Below are 18,744 nucleotides of genomic sequence, written 5' to 3' on the forward strand. Positions count from 1 at the left end.
AAAAGAATTGATATTGGATTGAGATTATATTAATATCTTTCGAGGATAGTATGTATTATTCACTAACTAATGAAGGATGTAAAAAAGAAGATATTTATTAAAATATACTTTTAAATAAACTTTGAATATATGGCTGTGTTAGGAGTGATTTGTTTGAAAAATAGATTGAAAGAGCTTTATTTATGTTCGTTTGCAATTATTGCAATGGGTTTTTTTGAAATAATTTATGATCATACTGCAGCTGTGCTTACTGAAGGGTTTTATTTGGGGAATTTAAAGATACTTACGGGAGTATTGTTTTTAATTTTTGCTTTAGTTTCTCAAACTAAACATAAAACTAATGGTAAACAGTTAGAAAGAGAACTATCAAAGGAATATGATGAAAGGGTTGATTTAATAGATGGAAAAGCTGCACATATTACCATAAGTATTCTTATGGTTATGATTATTCTTATGATGTTTCTTTCAAAATGGATAATAATTCCAATTAATACTGGGCTATTTCTCATTATGATATGCTGTCTAATTACGAATACATTAGCTAAAAAATATTATAATAGTTTTCTTTAATTAGAAGATTTCTATGAAAAATAGAATAAAAGAGTTACGTTTAAATGAAAAATTCCCTAGCGTACGATATTCGCCTTTAGGTTGGAAAGATATCAATTTCTTAGGAGAATAAAAGTTTGAGGGATTACATTCAACAAGTTTACATTCCTTACGTCCTTTGAATATTAAAGAGCCGATTTACTCTTAACAGGGTAAAATCTGGCTCTTTTCTTGTCTGACTTTTCTTACCGTGGGGTTTTTCTGAAATAAATGTTAATTGCGAGGAGAGGATGTCGGTGTTTGGGAAATGCCGAGATATAGGGAGTTTATTATTAATTCTTTCTTTGCTGATCATAGCTTGTGTATTACAGGCTTTGGGAGAGGATAATGGGGAATGATGGATGCAATTATAGAAATTTGCATAAAATTTATTATGATTTATTGTATAAGCTGTTTTGGTGGTAGTTTGTTATGGAAAATGAAAACAGATTGAAAGGAAAGGAGATTCAATATGAGCCTTTCACCTCAAAAAAAGATGTTGCAGCGGGTTGAAGAAAAGGAAATGCCATACTGTAATGATGATCCATTGGCTATTGCAAAAGGGATTAGAAATGGATTTCTAATGGTAATACCATTTTGGTTAGTTGTATTGTATTTAGTTATATGAAAACTACAAAACTACGAAAGGGTGAAAGAAATGATTGTTTCGAATGGAATTGCTGATATTCAAACGAAAAAGCAGGCACAGGAACTCGCAATAGAAATGACAAAACAAGCGCTTCATGAAGGCGCTGGATTAACGTGGGTGAGAAGAAGGACGGCTTTTTAGAATATATCACTAGCCATTTGGAAAAGGATCATCCTTCTTATCATGCTTTTCAAATCATGTTAGCGTGTAAAGCATCGACGCCTGCTCTTTGTTCTTATCCTTTCTGGATTGTGTATGAGAGCAATAGAGAGGTGAGATAACAAAATGAGTTTAATCATTCCACATTATTTACTTGTAGGCGGATGTTCGAAAGACAAAGTGTTACAGGCACATAAAAAAGCGAAAGAAACATTTAATCCAAAGGGTAAAACGAATAAATTGGTAAGTCAGTTGAGAAACGTTTCCTTTTTTGTACTTTGTGACGGCAGCCATCATAGATGGAAAAATGAAGATGAATATATGAAAGCGAAAACGGCATATATTCGTTACCTTGTAGAGTCTGATATTCAGTTTGTAGAAATGGCAACACAAGAATTGATTTCTTGAAGGTATGCAAAAGACCCCAAAAAGCTAGAACAACATACTTATCATGTAGAAAGAAAAAAACAGCGTATCATTAGTCAGCTGATCGATTGCGGATTTTACAAGGATGGAAGAAGACAACTCTATGAATTAGAGCCTTCAGAACTAGAAAAGCATCTAAAAAAATTAAAAAGGAGCGAGTAATTCTTCATAGTTGATGCAAAGGAAGTGAGACTGTGGCATCTAATAAGTTTGAAAAAGAACTAGAGAAATCCACTAAAGCAGTTGTGAAAGGGATGCGATTGGTATCGGTTACTTATGTATCAGCCGGAAGATGTAGAAGGAAAGAGTCAAAAGGTTCGATTTTATTTAGGCGGACCAGAAGAGAACTTGGAATATCTAGTCAAAGCGTTTCGAAGTGTATATAAAAACGCGGAAATTATAGAACAAACGATGGAAAACATTTCGTTTTTACGTAATAAATTGTTTGGTGGTGCGGTTGGCGGGAGAATGAGATTAAAGGCGAAAAAGTCCTATCACTTACTTAATATAAGACTGATAAACTAGGGATACCGCCCCATGTCCATCAACTTAAGAATCTTTATTATCCCCACGTTATTCTTATAAAGTGACTAAATAGGAGTTGATACATATGGAAAACAAGAGCTCATGTATATGCAATTTCAAAAAAATCAAACTACCAGAAGCTTAAATCTTATATCAAACCCATAGCCGATTATCAACAAGAGTAAAGGAGCGGTGAGTATGACAACAATTTTAGTATTAGAAGACGAAATAACGATTCGTAATTTTATTACATTTAATATGAAGCGTGCTGGTTTCAATGTTTTAGAAACCGATACAGGTGAAAAAGCTCTTGAACTTTTAGAAAATCATAATGTTGATATTGTAATACTTGATGTTATGTTACCAGGAATAGATGGTTTTCGGGTATGCCAAAGAATACGAAAAAGCAATGAAAAGATTGGTATTATTATATTAACGGCACGTGTTCAAGAGAAAGATCAGGTACACGGTTTGACAATTGGAGCAGATGATTATATTAAAAAACCATTTAGTATAATTGAATTAGTAGCACGTGTACAATCATTGCTAAGAAGAGTAAGAGAAAATAAAATGGATATGAAATGGATTCATTCGGGACCATTTCAATTAAATCTTCTGCAAGGAGAATTATATAGGGATGAGATAGTAATTGATTTAACTCCAACAGAGCATATTATTTTACGATATTTAATGGAAAATTCCATAAAACCAATTTCACGTGATGAACTCTTAAATAAAATATGGGGTATAAGTTGTGTAGGTAACACAAAAGTAATAGATGTGAATATCAGTCGTCTTCGTCAGAAGATCGAACCTAGTCCTTCTGAGCCTCAGTTTCTCCTTACGGTACGAGGGAAAGGGTACAAATGGAAAGAAGGCAAACGATGAGGCGGAAAATTAGTTTGTACTTTATCGTTTCCTGACAGAATACTCCTTCCTCAAGCGTGTGAAGGGCGTTAGCCCAACGGTAGGTGGGAGATGAATGCCAATAGGCGTAAGCCTACGTTTTTTTGTATACTGTAGATATCCTATAACAAATCGAGGTGCAACTTATGTTAGTAAATAAAGCATATAAATTTCGTATCTACCCAAATAAGAAACCAGAAATAGTAATTGCTAAAACGATTGGTTGCTAGAGAGATGAAAAAAAGGAAAAAACTATTGGATTTGTGGAAAACAATTACATTATTAGTGTGTACAGTAGTAATTTTTTCTTTACTCGTAACAGACATTTTAATTAGCCATAATGTTGAACGGGCAACGAAAGATAGCCAAGCAGAGAAGGCAAAAACGATTGCACGTATTGTGGCGAATGATTCTATTGTAATTGATGGATTGTCGGGGAAGGTAGATACCTCCTTAATTCAGGTGTATACCAATAAGCTATTAAAGAGTACAGATGTTCAATTTATTGTAGTTATGGATATGGATGGAATACGAAAATCTCATCCAAACCCTCAAAAAATAGGTCATCATTTCGTTGGAGGGGATGAAGGAACTGTATTGAAAGGAAAGGAACGCGTATCGTTAGCAGAAGGAACTTTAGGGAATTCTATGCGAGTATTCGTACCTATTTTTGCTGACACAGGTGAGCAACTTGGTGCGGTCGCTGTTGGCATTTCAGCTGATAATGTGAAAGAGAGAGTGAAAGAAAGTAGACATATCATTTATATCGGTGTTGGTGTTGGAATATTAGTTGGAATTATAGGAGCGATATTGCTAGCTAGACATATAAAGAAAGTTTTATTTGGTCTTGAGCCACATAGGATAGCGAAATTTTTAGAAGAAAGAAATACGATGCTACAATCTGTAAAAGAAGGTATTGTTGCTATAGATACAGAGGCGAGAGTAACTTTAATTAATAATGAGGCAAAACGAATACTTAAGAAAATTGGACTTACAGAAGATTTTATCGGTAAAGATGTTGAATTGTATACGCCGAATTCACGTATAAAAGAAGTGTTGCAAACAGGAGAGGTACAATTAAACGAAGAACAAAATATTTATGGGATTACGATTGTTACAAACCGTGTTCCTTTATACGTAAAAGGAGAAATAGTTGGCGTGATTGCAACATTTCGTGATAAAACAGAGATTAGAAAATTAGCAGAGGAACTAACCGGTATCAGGCTATATGCGGAAGCATTACGGGCACAGTCCCATGAATTTATGAATAAAATGCATGTTGTATTAGGACTTACACATATGAAACAGTATGAAGAATTGCAGAAATATGTAAGTAGTATGGTGTCAGAGCATCAATATGAAATTGGTGGGGTTATGAAAAGAATTAAAAGTCCGGTATTTGCTGGTTTTTTACTAGGTAAGCTTAGTTATGCTAGAGAGAAAAATATAACGTTAATTATAAGTGAAGGTTCGGACTTACCAGACATATATGATGAGAGGATCATTCATGAACTTATTACGATTGTCGGAAATTTGATTAATAATGCATTAGACGCAGTGATGAATTGTGAAAAGAAGCAGGTTGAAGTTGGAATACAATATGGGGATACATTAATCATTACAGTACAAGATACAGGGAAAGGCATACAAGAAAATGAAATTGATGCATTATTTATAAAAGGTTATTCCACAAAGGGTGATAATCGGGGGTATGGTTTGCATCTTGTAAAGGAAAGCATACAGCGAATAAATGGCGAAATTCATATTCATTCATTGGTAGGAGAGGGAACAACGATAACAATTGAAATACCTAATAGTAGGGATGAGAGATAAAGATGATTAAAGTTTTAATTGTAGAAGATGATCCGATGGTAGCGATGTTAAATACGCATTACTTAGAGCAAGTGGGAGGGTTTGAACTTATTCATGCAGCTAAATCAGTAAAAGGGGCGATAGAAGTATTAGAGAGATCACGAGTAGATTTAGTATTACTTGATATTTTTATGCCTGAAGAGACTGGATTTGAGCTTTTAATGTATATTCGCAATCAAGAGAAAGAAATTGATATTATGATGATTTCAGCTGTACATGATATGGGAAGTATCAAAAAAGCATTACAATATGGCGTAGTAGATTATTTAATTAAACCATTTACATTTGAACGCTTTAAAGAGGCTTTAACTGTATATCGAGAAAAACTTACTTTCATGAAAGAACAACAAAAAATTAGTCAATCGGAACTAGATTCACTAATTTTACAAAAAGAAAAAAGAGAGTCCCTTGTTACTAAAGAACTTCCAAAAGGATTAACAAAGCAAACGTTGCAACTCATTTGGCAGAAAATCGAATCGCTTCATGGACAAGCATTTACAACAGATGAAATGGCGCAATTAGTAGGGGTTTCGAGAGTTTCTATTCGAAAGTATGTAATGTTTTTGACTGAAATCGGAGTATTAGAGAATGAAATGATGTATCAACATGTGGGAAGACCTGTGAGTAAATTGAGATGTATTGACCAAAATAAAATAGGTTTTTACGTATAAGCGACTTATTATAAGTCGCTTATATTTTTTTTAAATTACAAAAGTAGTTATAAAACTTACAAATACTATTTTTACTATTGAAATCATTTTAATATTATTGTTCAGATGAATTAAAGGAAGTAGAAATGCAAGCAAAAAAAGAGAATAAGGGTGTCTGGAGCATACCGGGTTATATTGACGAAATATAACATAAGTTAAATCGAAAAGATGCTGCAGCATAAATTCTGCAAAAGGAGAATATTTAAATTTCATTTATTAAATTATTAATATAATAAAAATATATCTGTTCACAAGGAGATGTTTAGTTTGTTGAATTATGAAAAAAACGCAGAAGTTTTAAAAGCATTAGCTCATCCAGTACGAATTAAAATTTTAAAAGAATTAATTACAAGAGGGGCATGTAATGTAAATCAAATTGTCGATATTCTTGGTATCCCACAATCTACTGTTTCACAGCATTTATCAAAGATGAAATCTCAAAAATTAATTATGAGTGATAGAAAAGGATTAGAGGTTTACTATAGTGCTCAAAACAAAACTATTAATTCCATTGTTGAAATATTATTGGATTTGAAAATATTAATTGTAAGTAAAAATTAGGGTTCTGGTGCAAAAAGATGATAAATAAAAAAGAATCAAGGATTCTTAACGAAATCACCGGTTAAGCAGTTAATCCAAACAGCTGGTTGATAATGTTTCCACTTAAATATATTCTCCTTTTCCATACTAATCACACACATTTTATAGAGTAGTACTATCAGAATGTCCAAGTTTGATGGACCATTTTCATATACTCCAAAGTTTTTGTACCAGAACCACTTTTTTTAGCGTTCGCTATTCGGGGTTTGGTTCAAAGATATAAGGGAGCTTTTCGCGTTTTAATTAACAATTAAAATTATGTAAAAAAATTTGATTAACCTGTCAACCAAATTGAAAGTTAATCGTTATAAATATAGTAGGAGGGAAAAGATGCGAGATGATGTTTTTCAAAAACGATTAAAGCAGTACCTAGCTTTTATTTTTAACTATTTATTAAAACTTGGAATATCTAGAGAGGATGCAGAAGATATTGTACAAGAAACAGCTTTAAAATATATTCAAAACTTAGAAGGTATTCCCGCTGAAAAAGTAAAAAGTTGGCTGTTTAGAGTAGCTATAAACAGAAGTTATGATATTTTGAGAAGGGAAAAAAGAAAAGATAAGTTTTTAATTGAATTATGTATCTTAGAAAATCTTGAACCTGATTTACCTGAGGATTGTCTATTACAGGAAGAACAGAGTGGTGAAATACAAAAAACATTAGATTTGCTTCCTAAAAGGTATAGAGAATTTTTAATTCTAAAATATGTAGTAGGATTACGGTATGAAGATATATCCATTTTATTTGAAGTTACTACTGGAACTGTTAAAACAACGGTATTTCGAGCTAAACAACATTTTATTAATATATATAGGAGGGAACAACATGAACATAAAGAATGATGAGAATCAATCTGAACTTTTTTTAGATGATAAGGAATTCGAAAAAACAATGCATAAAGGTAGAAGAAAAGCGATTATAAAAAATGTAGTTATTACGGGAAGTGTACTAATTGCATTATATAGTGGACTGACTATAGGGAACAATTATTGGTTATCTGAGCGTCTGACAAAGGAAGAGAATGCTACAGGAGTATGGTTATCTATTACTGAACCTAATATTGAGCAAAATGCATCATTTTATAATTGGAATTCTTTTTCCGTTGACGCAACTCACACGTATTCGAAAAAAATAGGAGAGCGTATCATACCTTGGGAATCGTCAACAGGACATTATAATCTTATTCGTTCAGAAAAAGGACCTTCTAATTGGATAAATCATTATAACGAAAAAAGAAAAGGCTGGGAAATGTATAACAGTCAGAATGGACAAAGAGAGCTTATATTTTATCATCCGAAAGTTCAATATAAGCAAGTTCCTAATGATTTGAATTTACTTGATGACATAGGATCAAATAAATATGTTGAATATGCGCTATCTTTTGATCGCCCGTATTCAATTAGTGAGGTTCAAAAACTTTTAGATAAACAAAATACAGAATGGCTTTGGATAGACACAGAATCAGATGAAGAGATACATAGTATCAATCAGCAGGAGCTTAAAGAAGAAGGAGGATCTTTTAATCGTGGAAATATATATGGTTATCCGTATAATTCACAAAACGACTGGCAATCTCCTGAATTTTTTATAGATACATTAAAATCCCCGGAGTTTTATGGAGAATATGCTGATAAAGCAAAAGAAATATTAACAAAATTAAAAAAGGATACTCCTACATTAAACCCAGAAAAGGTGAAGATTATTGGAGCAGTAGTAACTGGTACTCCTGATGAATTAAAGAAATATCAAAATAAAGAATTTATTAAATCTTCTTCTCTCGGGGCCACAATAGACAAATATTAATGATTAGGTTTGTATTTCGGAAGTAGAATGAAAGGTTCTGGTGCGAGAACTATAATACATTGTAAAAAAGGATAGGAGGTTCCTAATGGCATCTTCTGTTAAACAGTTAATGCGAGTAGTTTCTTGATGAAGATATTCTGATTTTGGACAGACCGACTCTGTAAATCAACTTGTTCTTCTTTGATAGACCATTTTCGTTTAGTTTGAAGCTTTTGCACCAGAACCCAAGATTATATGATATAGGAACTGCTCTATCAGAGAACAGGAACTTTGGCTCACTTGAGATGTAAAAGAAACTTATAACACTGGAAATTTGATAGAACGTTTTAATAATCTAAATAGTGTCTTTTTAAATAATTAGTAGGAGACAAGTAAGGACGGAGATTAATATTGTTATTTTATATAGGATTGATAGTTGGAAAGTTAGCAGGATATAGTAGTAAAAAATTTGGTTTTAATGGATCTAACATTCCAGGGAAAATTACAAATTATTTATATAAGAATGCATTACAAAAATTAGCAGCACAGGTGGAAACTGTGGTTTTGGTTACTGGTACAAATGGAAAAACAACAACTTGTAATTTAGTTTCCTCCATTTTTAAGTCCAATAAAAGTGAATATATTAGTAATACAGAAGGATCTAACTTATTAGAGGGAATTACTTCCGCTTTTATGAAAAAATGTAATATACGAGGGAAAATACAAGGGGTGAAAATAGCAGTTCTCGAAGTCGATGAATTGACAATGACTGAAGTTTTGAAACAAATACAGCCTCAATTGATCGTTGTAACAAATATCTTTCGAGATCAGCTGGATCGTTATGGAGAAATCAACACGCTGATTTCAAAAGTACAAACCGCTATTCATTCTAGAGATTCTTACTTGCTATTAAATGGTGATGATCCATATAGTAGACATTTTACTAAAGAAAAGAATAAAACCATGTATTTTGGTTTAAAGAAAAATGTAGGGGATTTTCATAAAAGTAATATTAGAGATTCCGTCTATTGTTGTTGTGGCCGTCTATTGAAATATATATACACTCACTATGGACACCTTGGTAAGTATTATTGTTCATGCTCCATGAGTAGTCCCGTATTAGATTTGGAGGTTACTTCAATTCAATCACAAAACAACCTAACGATTACTGTACAAAATCAATCCTATACTTCCAATTTGAAGGGTGAATACAATGCATATAATATGCTAACGGCTATAAAAATTGGAGAATTTTTAGGTTTTAGTTATGAACAAATTCACAAAGGATTAAGAGAATATCACCCTAGCAATGGACGTATGCAACAGTTTCTCATTGCGCAAAATATATACCATCTAAACTTAGCTAAAAATCCACAAGGGATGAACTGTACGGTAGATTATTGCATACAAAATAAAGACATAACACAATATGTTTTTATTTTAAATGACTTGCTTGCTGATGGGAAAGATATCTCTTGGATTTGGGATGTAGATTATGAACTATTAGCAAACTCCAATGTAAACCATATAATTTGTGCAGGAACACGTGCCTATGACCTTGCAGTGCGTTTAAAATATGCGGGGGTTTCTGTGAATAGGATAAAAGTTATCCCAAATATTTCTGCTGCCATAGAGAATAGCATTGAGGCAGGGAATGAAACATCCGTAATTAGTAATTATACAGGCTTAAATACTGCCCGGCAATTTTTAAGCACGAAAGGAACGCTGTCCCCTTCATAAATAAGATGGTATCTATATACATTTAGTTTAATAACTTAATTGAGCGTATATAGATTGTAAATACACAGAATAGAGAGTTGACACTAAAAATAACGATATAAATTGGGTACTTCCCTTAGAATTTATAATAAGTCCCGATTACGTTTTAAACATCTGGAGGTACTATGAAAAAATTGATTATCTATCATTACTTTCCCAATACTCTTAATTTATATGGCGATCGTGGGAATGTAACCATTCTACAAAAGCAATTAGAATGGAGAGGAATAGAAGCAGATATTCATTATGTGGATCAAGTAAAAGATTATCCTGTATCTCAGGCTGATCTAATCTTTATTGGGGGAGGGAGTGACAGTGAACAACAAATAGTTCAAGAACAATTGCTTTCAATCCGAAAAGAATTGAAAGCAGGAATAGAGGATGGTTTAGCAGCACTTTGTATTTGTGGAGGATATCAACTACTAGGGGATTATTATGAAACTGCAAACAGTGATATCATACAAGGCCTAGGAGTATTACCATTTTATACATCATGTAAGAACACAGGCTCAATGAATCGATTAGTAGGGAATGTAAGAGTACAATCTGAAAAATTCGGAAAAATAACGGGTTTTGAAAACCATAGTGGCCAAACATTCCATTCTTTTGAATGTCTCGGCCAAGTGCTGCAGGGATATGGAAATAATGTAACAGAAAAAAAGGAAGGCCTTCTGTATAAAAATCTGATAGGTACGTATTTACATGGGCCATTTTTAAGTAGTAATATTCATGTGGCAAACTGGTTAATATTGCAAGCACTAAATAGAAAATATGGAATTACAGAATTAGAGCCGTTAGAATGTACTTTTGAAAAGATAGCATCCGATGTCTCATGGGATAAGAGGTAAGATAAGGTTCAAGTGCAAATATAATCGAATTTGAAAAGAGAGCGACAGATGCTGTTAGGAATCCACTGTTATGCAATGAGACCGAAGAGCGTATTGATAAGTTGTATGTGATTTCGAACAGACTTCTCCCCTTGAAGAGTTTGTCCCTTCTTGATCATATGCATAGTTTCAATACCAAAAAACGTTGTTGACGCGGTTTGGAAAGGCTGAAATCCAAGGGTTCTGTTGCAAAGTTAAAAAAATATAAAATAAGTCGATACAACCATTAATAGGGTTTAAGCAATCCCTATTAATGGTTGTAATTCCTGTTAAGCAAGCAAAAACGGAGTCTTGCGAAAGACTTCGTTTTGTTTGTAAAGTGCATGAAGGGGCTCGATCCCATCGCGATCAAATTAAGAAAACAGATCAATCCCAAAACGAAAAAATGAGCTGACTTCTCAAAGCAAACTCAACAACATGATTGGATTTGCCTTGGATTTTTTGCGAGTGTCTCAAAAAAGAGCGAATTCCTACCGTGCCCCTAGTAGCGTTGAAAGCACACAAGATCAAATGGTAAAGAATAAGATTGAAACCCCTTCTAAATCTAAAGAAAACGCATTAAGCCGTATACTATCAGATTATCAAAAGAAGATAGAAACGAATGAATTAGAAAGTGTGAAAGGGAAAGTCAAAAAAGTATCAGATGGAGATACATATGTAGTGATCCTGGATAAAGACTCCTTATCTAAATCAAATATTGTAGATAAAAGTGAACGTCAAATAAAGGTCAGAGCTCTCCTACTAGACACCGTTGAGTCGGTTAAGCCAAACTACCCAGTACAAGCATATGGTAGAAAAGCCTCTAATTTCGCTAAATCATTATTAGAAGGAAAAAATGTTGAAATTGTATTCGGTAAAGGTGATAAAAAAGATCATTTTGGACGGTACTTAGGTTACATAATTTGTGACGGAAAGTTAGTCCAAGAAGAAATCATTAAAGAAGGTCTTGGAATTATTTCTTATGTGAAAAAGCCAAATACAACATTTTTAGATGAATTAAAGGAAGTAGAAATGCAAGTAAAAAAAAGAGAATAAGGGCGTCTGGAGCATACCGGGTTATGTTGACGAATCAAAATATAAATTAAATCGAAAAAATGCTGCAGCATAATCTCTGTAAAAGCAGGAAAATAAAACTTCACTTACCAGACTTTTAATAGAGTTTAATTAAAACTAATTAACAAGGGGATGTAGAACGTGACTAATTATGTAGAAAATGCAGAAATTTTAAAAACATTAGCTCATCCAATGCGTATTACAATTTTGAAAGAATTAATTACAAGAGGAACATGTAATGTAAATCAACTTGTAGATATTCTGGGTATCCCTCAATCTACTGTTTCCCAACATTTATCGAAAATGAAATCTCAAAAATTAATTATGAATGTTAGAAGAGGATTAGAAGTTTACTATAGTGCTCCTAATAAACAAGTAAATGCAATTGTGGAATTATTACTAGATAATAATTCTGTTAATTACTAGTTGAATCTACGATACGTTGGAACTTAGATTCGTTCGAGGATGTGGTTGTAGTATACGGGGTAAAATAATAAAGTTTTTCCCCGTACACTATTATCAGACTGAAGCAACAGGATACAAATATACAGTACCATATAAAAATAAATTTATAGGTATTGTTTCGAAATTTGAACTTGGATGGGTATTTGTTTTCAAATTTAATCATTTTACAAAACTAAATTTGAAAACATATTCTATGAGGAAAAGAGCAGTAGATACTTATTATGAAAAACTCATTGAATTGTATTAATGGAGTGGGAGTAATTGTTAATGGATTAAGTTAAATAGAAATCTATTAAAATTAGGAAGTGTAAGAGTTATAAGGAATTAGTTTTTTAATAAAAAAGGAGCAGGTAAAGCCATGAATCTTAACAAAGATTTAACATTGGCTTGCGTATACTAAAAAACGAGGTGATTTTAAAAATGAGAATTCTCATTGTGGAAGATGAACTTGATTTACAGCACTCCATTAAAGAGGGGCTTGAAATAGATGGATATGTGGTGGAGACCTGTGATAACGGCGAAGATGCGTATGAACTTTTATATATAGAAAATTATGATTTGGTTGTTCTGGATCTTAATCTACCTAAAATGGATGGGTTGGAGGTCCTAGAAAAAATAAGAGATGAAAAGCCAGAACTAAAGGTACTGATATTAAGTGCAAGAAATAGTGTGAACGATAAAGTAAAAGGTTTGGACTTTGGAGCGAATGATTATCTTGCAAAACCTTTTGATTTTGCAGAATTGGAAGCGAGAATTCGAGGATTGTTAAGGAGGAGATTTATCCAGGAAAGCAGTCTTGTTTCCTGTGGAGATATCAACATAGATTTATCAAAGCGCATTGCTTTTGTATGTAATGAGAAACTTTCCCTTACAAAAAAAGAATTTGCTTTACTTGAATATTTTTTACTCAATAAAGACAGAGTCATAAGCCAAGAAGAAATGATTGAACATATTTGGGATCAAAATGCAGATAGCTTTAGCGGTGCTATTCGTGTCCACATTGCAACATTAAGGAAAAAGTTGAAAGAAATTCTAAATTATGATCCGATTGAAACAAGAATTGGCCAAGGGTATTTTATTACTCAAAAAGGTGATAAAAATGATGATTAAAAAACTATCGCTCCGTTGGCGACTCACTTTAATTATTTCTGTACTTTTGGCAGTATGCTGCATTGGACTTACATTTATTCTCAATTTCTCTGCCAATAGAATGGCAGAAACCATTGAGGCTACTCAAATGACACCTGCTAAAACCGTTGGTGAGGAAGAAACTATTGTTGAGGAGGGAATCGTTGGTGCAGAAGGAATCAACGGATACCCACCATTGGATATGAACCAAGATGTAAATTACGCAGAAGTAAATTTCCGTATGGAAAGTATCCTATATGCAATGATTATCATTTTGGCTGGTGGAGGCTTAACATATTATTTATCTGGAAAGGCTTTGAAACCACTTAAGCATCTAAACGAACAAGTCAAAAGCATCAATGCCCATAATCTTTCCAGGGCATTGGACGTACCACCTACTAAAGATGAAATAGCGGAACTTACAGGGTCCTTTAATAATATGACTGATCAGCTAAACGCTGCTTTTGAAATGCAACAACGGTTTTCAGCAAGTGCAGCACATGAGCTTAGAACCCCCCTTACGGTTTTGCAAACAAAGGTGGATGTGTTTAAAAAGAAAAATGAACACACAAGGGCGGAGTATCACACACTTATTACGGTTATTGAAAAACAGACAAGCAGATTAAGAGGTTTGGTAGGTAATCTTTTAGATATGAGCAATATGGATGAAATAATCCAACAGAATAATATTACTACGGAAGACTTATTTGAAGATATTATCTTCGAGCTTTCTGGTATTGCTAAAGAAAAGAATGTCCAATTGTCTTTGAATGGTGATAACAGCGTTATTCATGGGAATATAGATTTACTTTACCGTGCGTTTTATAACCTTGTTGAAAACGGTATAAAATATAATGTGAATGGTGGAAGCGTCACTATTGGAGTATCGGGTAGATCTGCTGAAAAGATTTTAATCACTGTAAAGGATACAGGTATAGGCATTTCTGAAATCGATAAGAAAAATATTTTTGAACCATTTTATCGTGTTGATAAATCTCGTTCCCGTGAAATGGGCGGAGCAGGCTTGGGGCTTTCGATTGTAGAAACCATCGTTAAAAAGCATAAAGGCACTATTACTGTAAGTGACAACGAAACAGGTGGTACTTGCTTTACGGTAACGCTAAATAAAATGAAATCAAGCAAAATGTAAATACAGAGCTTTGAATAGAGGATGACCCTCATATTTTAAAGCTCTGTATTTTTTTGTGTATATTTGCATTTTCTTAACAGGGATTTAACATCGGTTGCTGTAAAATGACACTATCCAATCAAGTGGGAAGTTTCGTTGTACAGTTAATTAAAATAGCATCAAGAAGTTTTATCACTTGTGAAGAAATAAATTGATGGAGGATAAAGTTAATGTTTGAAATAAAAAATGTATCGAAGCAGTATAAAAGTGAATTCGCTTTATACAACGTCTCAATGAATATCAACAAAGGACTGAACTTTATTGTTGGTTCTTCGGGCAGTGGTAAAACCACACTTCTTAAAATCATGAGTGGTATGGAACAAGACTTTGATGGAGAGGTACTGTATTGCGGTAAAAATATCAAAGATTTATCTGCCAATGAAAAAAGTTATTTTTACAATAACATATTTGGCTTTGTATGGCAGGATTTTAACTTAATTGAGGATGCTACGATTTTAGACAATGTACTGTTGTCAGAGTATCTAAAAGGTGAAAAAAATATAGAAAATGCTGAAAAAATCCTTAAAGATCTAAAGATCTTTAACTTAGCACACACAAAGGTGAAAAAACTTTCAGGTGGTCAAAAACAGCGTGTTGCCATTGCACGAGAACTTATGAAAAATCCAAAAGTCATTATTGCTGACGAACCCACAAGTGCTTTAGACGGAAAAAACGCAAAAATAACAATGGATATTTTAAGAGCTATTTCTAAAAATCGAACAGTTATTGTTGTAACCCATGATACATCTTTAATTTCTGAAGAGGATCATATATTTGAACTGGATAAGGGCAAGCTTATTTCAAAGTCAGAAATTCCATTTACAAAAACGCCTACACTTACAATGAAAAATCGTCCTAAGTTATCGCTGGAAAATTCTTTGTCACTTGCAAAATCTAATATAAAAAGTAAATTTGGGCGTTTTGCGGTAGCAACTCTCTCTCTTATGATTGCGGCGATCCTATTGCTTACAACAGTGAATGGTGTAATTAACAACAGCAGTCAGGCAGAGTTTGATAAATTATTGGATACTTATGATAAAGGAATATTGAACATTACCGTAGTTGATAATTTTACAAGTGCAAGCGGTACAGAGGGAAATAACGATGAGGGACCAAAGGCAGATGTAACACAGAACATAGGTGGATTATATGAACAATTTGTAAATGATAAGCGAGTTGGATTTGGAGTGCTTATACCAGACAATATTAAGAATATAAATGTCAATGTTGATGGAAAAGAATACAAAGTTGAAAGTACTGGTAGCGTACCTCACATTAACAAACTTTTATCGGGTAAAATGCCTATGGGAAACAGTAATGAGGTTGTTGTTCCTGAAAGCTTTGTGAAAAAATTAGGTATCGATAATGAACAAGCAATTGGAAAAGAGATCACCTTCAATAGTTCCATGTATAATCTGGAAAGTGGTGAACCTTTATTAAAAGACGTTTCAATAAAGGCAAAGATCGTTGGTGTAATTGATGCAAATTTAGTATATGAATATGAAGGAAAGACGATGGAACAATACATTGATGATGCTTTCTTTTTTAGTAAAACTGCACTCGGTGAAATGAGAAAACAAGCGGAAATCCGTTCTGAAAAGATGGGTTTTATCATTCGTGCAAAAACTCCAGCAGATATGATTTCTATTAAAGATGAGTTAAATTCAAAAGGTATCGTTCCTATTGGCGATTTTGAACGAGTTGGGGACATTGTAAGACTTAATGCACAAACGACCAAACAGACTGAATCTGCAAGCCTTAGTATTACTCTTTTATCAGGTGTGATGGTAATGGCAATCTTTCTTATTACAGGCATTATGAGAAAAAGAGAATATGCCATTTATAAGATCAGCGGTTATAATAACAAGCATTTAAGCTTACTCATTTTCAGTGAAACAGTCATTACAATGGCTACGGCAATTCTTTTCTTGCTTGTTACATCTCCACTTATCAATTTGGTAACAAAAGCCCAGTTTAGTGTTGATATTTTAAATGCAAAAATGCTGTTTACAGGTGTAATTTTGTTAGTGGGAGTTGCAGTTGTGGCATTTGGAGTAACTATCTCTACTTTTGTTAAAGTCAATGTATCCACAGCGCTTAGGACTGGTGATCGATAATGATACAGATAAAAAATCTTACAAAAAAGTATGATGAAACACTTATTTTTGACAATATAAGTTTTGATTTTCCAAGCAAAGGACTTATATGCCTTGTAGGTGCTTCAGGTAGCGGTAAAAGTACGCTTCTTAATATGCTTGCTGGCTTTGACAGCACCTATGACGGTGAAATATCCGTAGGTGATACATCAATTAGTAGAATGAAAGTAGATGAGCTTTGTGCATATCGAAGAGACAATATCGGCTTTGTTTTTCAAAACTATCATCTTTTAAGTGGACATACCGTGCTTGAAAATATCTTGCTTTCCTCAGAGTTACATCCTGTGGGGAAAGCAGAATACATCAATAATGCTGAGAAGCTTTTAAATCAACTTGGATTGTCATCAAAGGCAAATCAAAATATAGAAAATCTTTCAGGTGGTCAAAAGCAAAGAGTTGCCATCGCAAGAGCGTTAATTAGCAATCCATCAATTATCTTGGCAGATGAACCAACTGGAGCGTTAGACCGAAGAAATTCAACGGAAATAATGAAGATTTTGAAAGAAATATCAAAAGACTGTTTAGTCATAGTCATCACACACGATCAAAAAATCTGTGACTTCGCTGATGAGGTAATGTCTATTGAAAATGGTAGAATTGTTGCTGATAATAAAGTGGTTAAAGGCACTGAAAAAAGCGAACATAAGGTTACATTTAATCCGACTGTAAGAGTTTCTGCTTTTAAAAGAGGACTTAAAAATTTCAAAGTACATTTCATGCGATACATGTTGGTCAGTTTAGCCATTTCTATCGGCATTCTTGCCTTTATGTTGTCCTTATCTTCAGGGAATATTTTGAAACAGTCTATTGCTGATTTCAAAGAAAAAAACACTGCCTTTAACAATGGCTACATCAAAGGGGAAGATGACGGAACAGTTTTTCAACTGTTAAAATCTGATCAGCGTATCGAAAATGTTTATTATCAATACAAAATTGATAATGTGTCTTTAAGCATAGAAGATAAATCTGAAACAATGATTGAGAAATATCCAACGCCAAAGGCTACCGAAAGCATGTCTTATGGAACTATGCCAAAAAGAGGAGCTAATGAAATATCCCTTACGCCAAGCCTTGCGAAAAAATTCAATAATAATTTCAAAGGTTTAATTGGTCAAAAACTCACATTAAAGTATGAAGGAAAAGAGTACAAGTTGAAGATAAGCGGTATCTTTAATGCTGGCTATGATGATTTCATTGTAAGCAGTGATGCTGAACAGAAGTTTTATAAGAATATTAAGGATAAAAAATGTTATTCAATTAGTTATGATGTGACAAGTTTTGATGATATTGTTTCTGTGAGTGAAATGCTGAAGGCAAAAAATATAGACAGTAAAAATGTTTCAAGCGAAATTGCAGCCTTACAAAATACCTTTAACAGCCTTAGCCGTCTGTTCTTAGTAGTATCTATTTTGATTTTAGCAATTGGTCTCTTTATCAGTGTTATTCTGCTTGTTAAATTACAAAATTCGAGATATAGGGAATTAGGACTGTTATCTGCACTAGGTTTTAGTAAAGGTACAATACGAAGAATGATAACCTGCGAAAATATGTTGTTATCGGGAATGGCAGCTGTTTTTAATGCTGTCTTAATCAGTTGCGTCTATCTTGTAAGTATTACTTTTGGGTTAAGCCTAGTTATCACGATACCTCAAATGATGCTTTCTATTCTTGTGACAGTTATTGTTATCATCGTAATAAGCATAATAGCAAGTCATAAGCTTATTCATACTGAGCCAGCTGTTGCGCTAAGAAGGTAAATACCGCAATAGTAACATGGTTACCTACCAAATAAAAATTAAAGATATTCAAACTAGCGAAGAAAAAATTGAATACTATTCATTCACAAATTAAAGATGGTTTGTTGATCCT

At 33.2% G+C, this 18,744-nt stretch carries 20 protein-coding genes and 2 pseudogenes; 21 read left to right on the forward strand and 1 reads right to left on the reverse strand.

What is annotated here, in order from left to right; translation table 11 throughout:
- The first annotated feature begins 153 nt into the window (after positions 1-153).
- The 15 genes and pseudogenes from DN392_RS28255 to DN392_RS28315 all read left to right on the forward strand — a co-directional run bounded on the left by DN392_RS28255 (position 154) and on the right by DN392_RS28315 (position 10,845).
- Complete coding sequence (locus tag DN392_RS28255) at positions 154-570, forward strand: hypothetical protein (RefSeq protein WP_116349224.1); 417 nt, start codon at positions 154-156, stop codon at positions 568-570.
- A gap of 490 nt (positions 571-1,060) precedes the next feature.
- The gene (locus tag DN392_RS30590; protein ID WP_176280914.1) at positions 1,061-1,216 is read left to right on the forward strand and encodes a hypothetical protein; all 156 of its coding nucleotides are present in this window, start codon (positions 1,061-1,063) and stop codon (positions 1,214-1,216) included.
- A 30-nt stretch (positions 1,217-1,246) separates the two neighbouring features.
- The gene (locus DN392_RS31030; RefSeq protein WP_002162339.1) at positions 1,247-1,378 is read left to right on the forward strand and encodes a hypothetical protein; all 132 of its coding nucleotides are present in this window, start codon (positions 1,247-1,249) and stop codon (positions 1,376-1,378) included.
- Between the two features lie 144 nt (positions 1,379-1,522).
- The gene (locus DN392_RS28260; RefSeq protein WP_116349223.1) at positions 1,523-1,804 is read left to right on the forward strand and encodes a hypothetical protein; all 282 of its coding nucleotides are present in this window, start codon (positions 1,523-1,525) and stop codon (positions 1,802-1,804) included.
- An 81-nt stretch (positions 1,805-1,885) separates the two neighbouring features.
- Positions 1,886-1,984, forward strand: a complete 99-nt coding sequence (locus DN392_RS28265) for a hypothetical protein (RefSeq protein ID WP_252188803.1) — start codon at positions 1,886-1,888, stop codon at positions 1,982-1,984.
- A 114-nt stretch (positions 1,985-2,098) separates the two neighbouring features.
- Positions 2,099-2,347 carry a hypothetical protein gene (locus tag DN392_RS28270; RefSeq protein ID WP_016103622.1) on the forward strand — a complete coding sequence of 83 codons (249 nt, stop codon included), beginning with the start codon at positions 2,099-2,101 and terminating at the stop codon, positions 2,345-2,347.
- Positions 2,348-2,545: 198 nt separating this feature from the next.
- Complete coding sequence (locus tag DN392_RS28275; protein WP_116349222.1) at positions 2,546-3,235, forward strand: response regulator transcription factor; 690 nt, start codon at positions 2,546-2,548, stop codon at positions 3,233-3,235.
- A gap of 164 nt (positions 3,236-3,399) precedes the next feature.
- Positions 3,400-3,480: pseudogene (locus DN392_RS28280) on the forward strand (helix-turn-helix domain-containing protein); the annotation flags it as partial.
- Between the two features lie 7 nt (positions 3,481-3,487).
- Positions 3,488-5,086, forward strand: coding sequence for a sensor histidine kinase (locus tag DN392_RS28285; protein WP_116349221.1), 1,599 nt, complete (start codon positions 3,488-3,490; stop codon positions 5,084-5,086).
- Positions 5,087-5,088: 2 nt separating this feature from the next.
- On the forward strand, positions 5,089-5,796 hold the full coding sequence (locus tag DN392_RS28290; protein WP_116349220.1) for a response regulator: 708 nt from the start codon (positions 5,089-5,091) through the stop codon (positions 5,794-5,796).
- Positions 5,797-6,102: 306 nt separating this feature from the next.
- Complete coding sequence (locus DN392_RS28295) at positions 6,103-6,396, forward strand: ArsR/SmtB family transcription factor (RefSeq protein WP_088031398.1); 294 nt, start codon at positions 6,103-6,105, stop codon at positions 6,394-6,396.
- Between the two features lie 369 nt (positions 6,397-6,765).
- Positions 6,766-7,278, forward strand: a complete 513-nt coding sequence (locus DN392_RS28300; RefSeq protein WP_088031397.1) for an RNA polymerase sigma factor — start codon at positions 6,766-6,768, stop codon at positions 7,276-7,278.
- Positions 7,262-8,239, forward strand: a complete 978-nt coding sequence (locus DN392_RS28305) for an anti sigma factor C-terminal domain-containing protein (RefSeq protein WP_088031396.1) — start codon at positions 7,262-7,264, stop codon at positions 8,237-8,239. Before DN392_RS28300 ends, DN392_RS28305 begins: the two co-directional genes overlap by 17 nt.
- Before the next feature lie 390 nt (positions 8,240-8,629).
- The gene (locus DN392_RS28310; RefSeq protein WP_088031395.1) at positions 8,630-9,958 is read left to right on the forward strand and encodes a MurT ligase domain-containing protein; all 1,329 of its coding nucleotides are present in this window, start codon (positions 8,630-8,632) and stop codon (positions 9,956-9,958) included.
- Between the two features lie 164 nt (positions 9,959-10,122).
- A complete protein-coding gene (locus DN392_RS28315) occupies positions 10,123-10,845 on the forward strand; it encodes a type 1 glutamine amidotransferase (RefSeq protein WP_116349219.1) in 723 nt (240 codons plus the stop codon).
- A 68-nt stretch (positions 10,846-10,913) separates the two neighbouring features.
- On the opposite strand, the pseudogene DN392_RS31035 reads toward DN392_RS28315, so the two are convergent.
- A pseudogene (locus tag DN392_RS31035) lies at positions 10,914-11,060 on the reverse strand (IS6 family transposase); the annotation flags it as partial.
- A gap of 271 nt (positions 11,061-11,331) precedes the next feature.
- On the opposite strand from DN392_RS31035, the gene DN392_RS28325 reads away from it, so the two are divergent.
- The 6 genes from DN392_RS28325 (at position 11,332) to DN392_RS28350 (ending at position 18,632) form a co-directional block, all read left to right on the forward strand.
- Entirely contained in the window at positions 11,332-11,919 is a 588-nt protein-coding gene (locus tag DN392_RS28325; protein ID WP_223272487.1) for a thermonuclease family protein, read from the forward strand.
- Between the two features lie 159 nt (positions 11,920-12,078).
- Entirely contained in the window at positions 12,079-12,363 is a 285-nt protein-coding gene (locus tag DN392_RS28330) for an ArsR/SmtB family transcription factor (protein WP_000186505.1), read from the forward strand.
- A 459-nt stretch (positions 12,364-12,822) separates the two neighbouring features.
- Positions 12,823-13,512, forward strand: a complete 690-nt coding sequence (locus tag DN392_RS28335; RefSeq protein WP_070138712.1) for a response regulator transcription factor — start codon at positions 12,823-12,825, stop codon at positions 13,510-13,512.
- A gap of 127 nt (positions 13,513-13,639) precedes the next feature.
- Positions 13,640-14,680, forward strand: coding sequence for a sensor histidine kinase (locus DN392_RS28340; protein WP_002114627.1), 1,041 nt, complete (start codon positions 13,640-13,642; stop codon positions 14,678-14,680).
- Positions 14,681-14,889: 209 nt separating this feature from the next.
- Positions 14,890-16,836, forward strand: coding sequence for an ABC transporter ATP-binding protein (locus DN392_RS28345; RefSeq protein ID WP_116349218.1), 1,947 nt, complete (start codon positions 14,890-14,892; stop codon positions 16,834-16,836).
- Positions 16,836-18,632, forward strand: a complete 1,797-nt coding sequence (locus DN392_RS28350; RefSeq protein WP_116349217.1) for an ABC transporter ATP-binding protein/permease — start codon at positions 16,836-16,838, stop codon at positions 18,630-18,632. The genes DN392_RS28345 and DN392_RS28350 overlap by 1 nt, the downstream gene beginning before the upstream one ends.
- The last annotated feature ends 112 nt before the right edge of the window (positions 18,633-18,744 follow it).

Source organism: Bacillus sp. BB51/4, from assembly GCF_008368845.1.
In the GTDB taxonomy this organism is placed as follows: Bacteria; Bacillota; Bacilli; order Bacillales; family Bacillaceae_G; genus Bacillus_A; species Bacillus_A wiedmannii.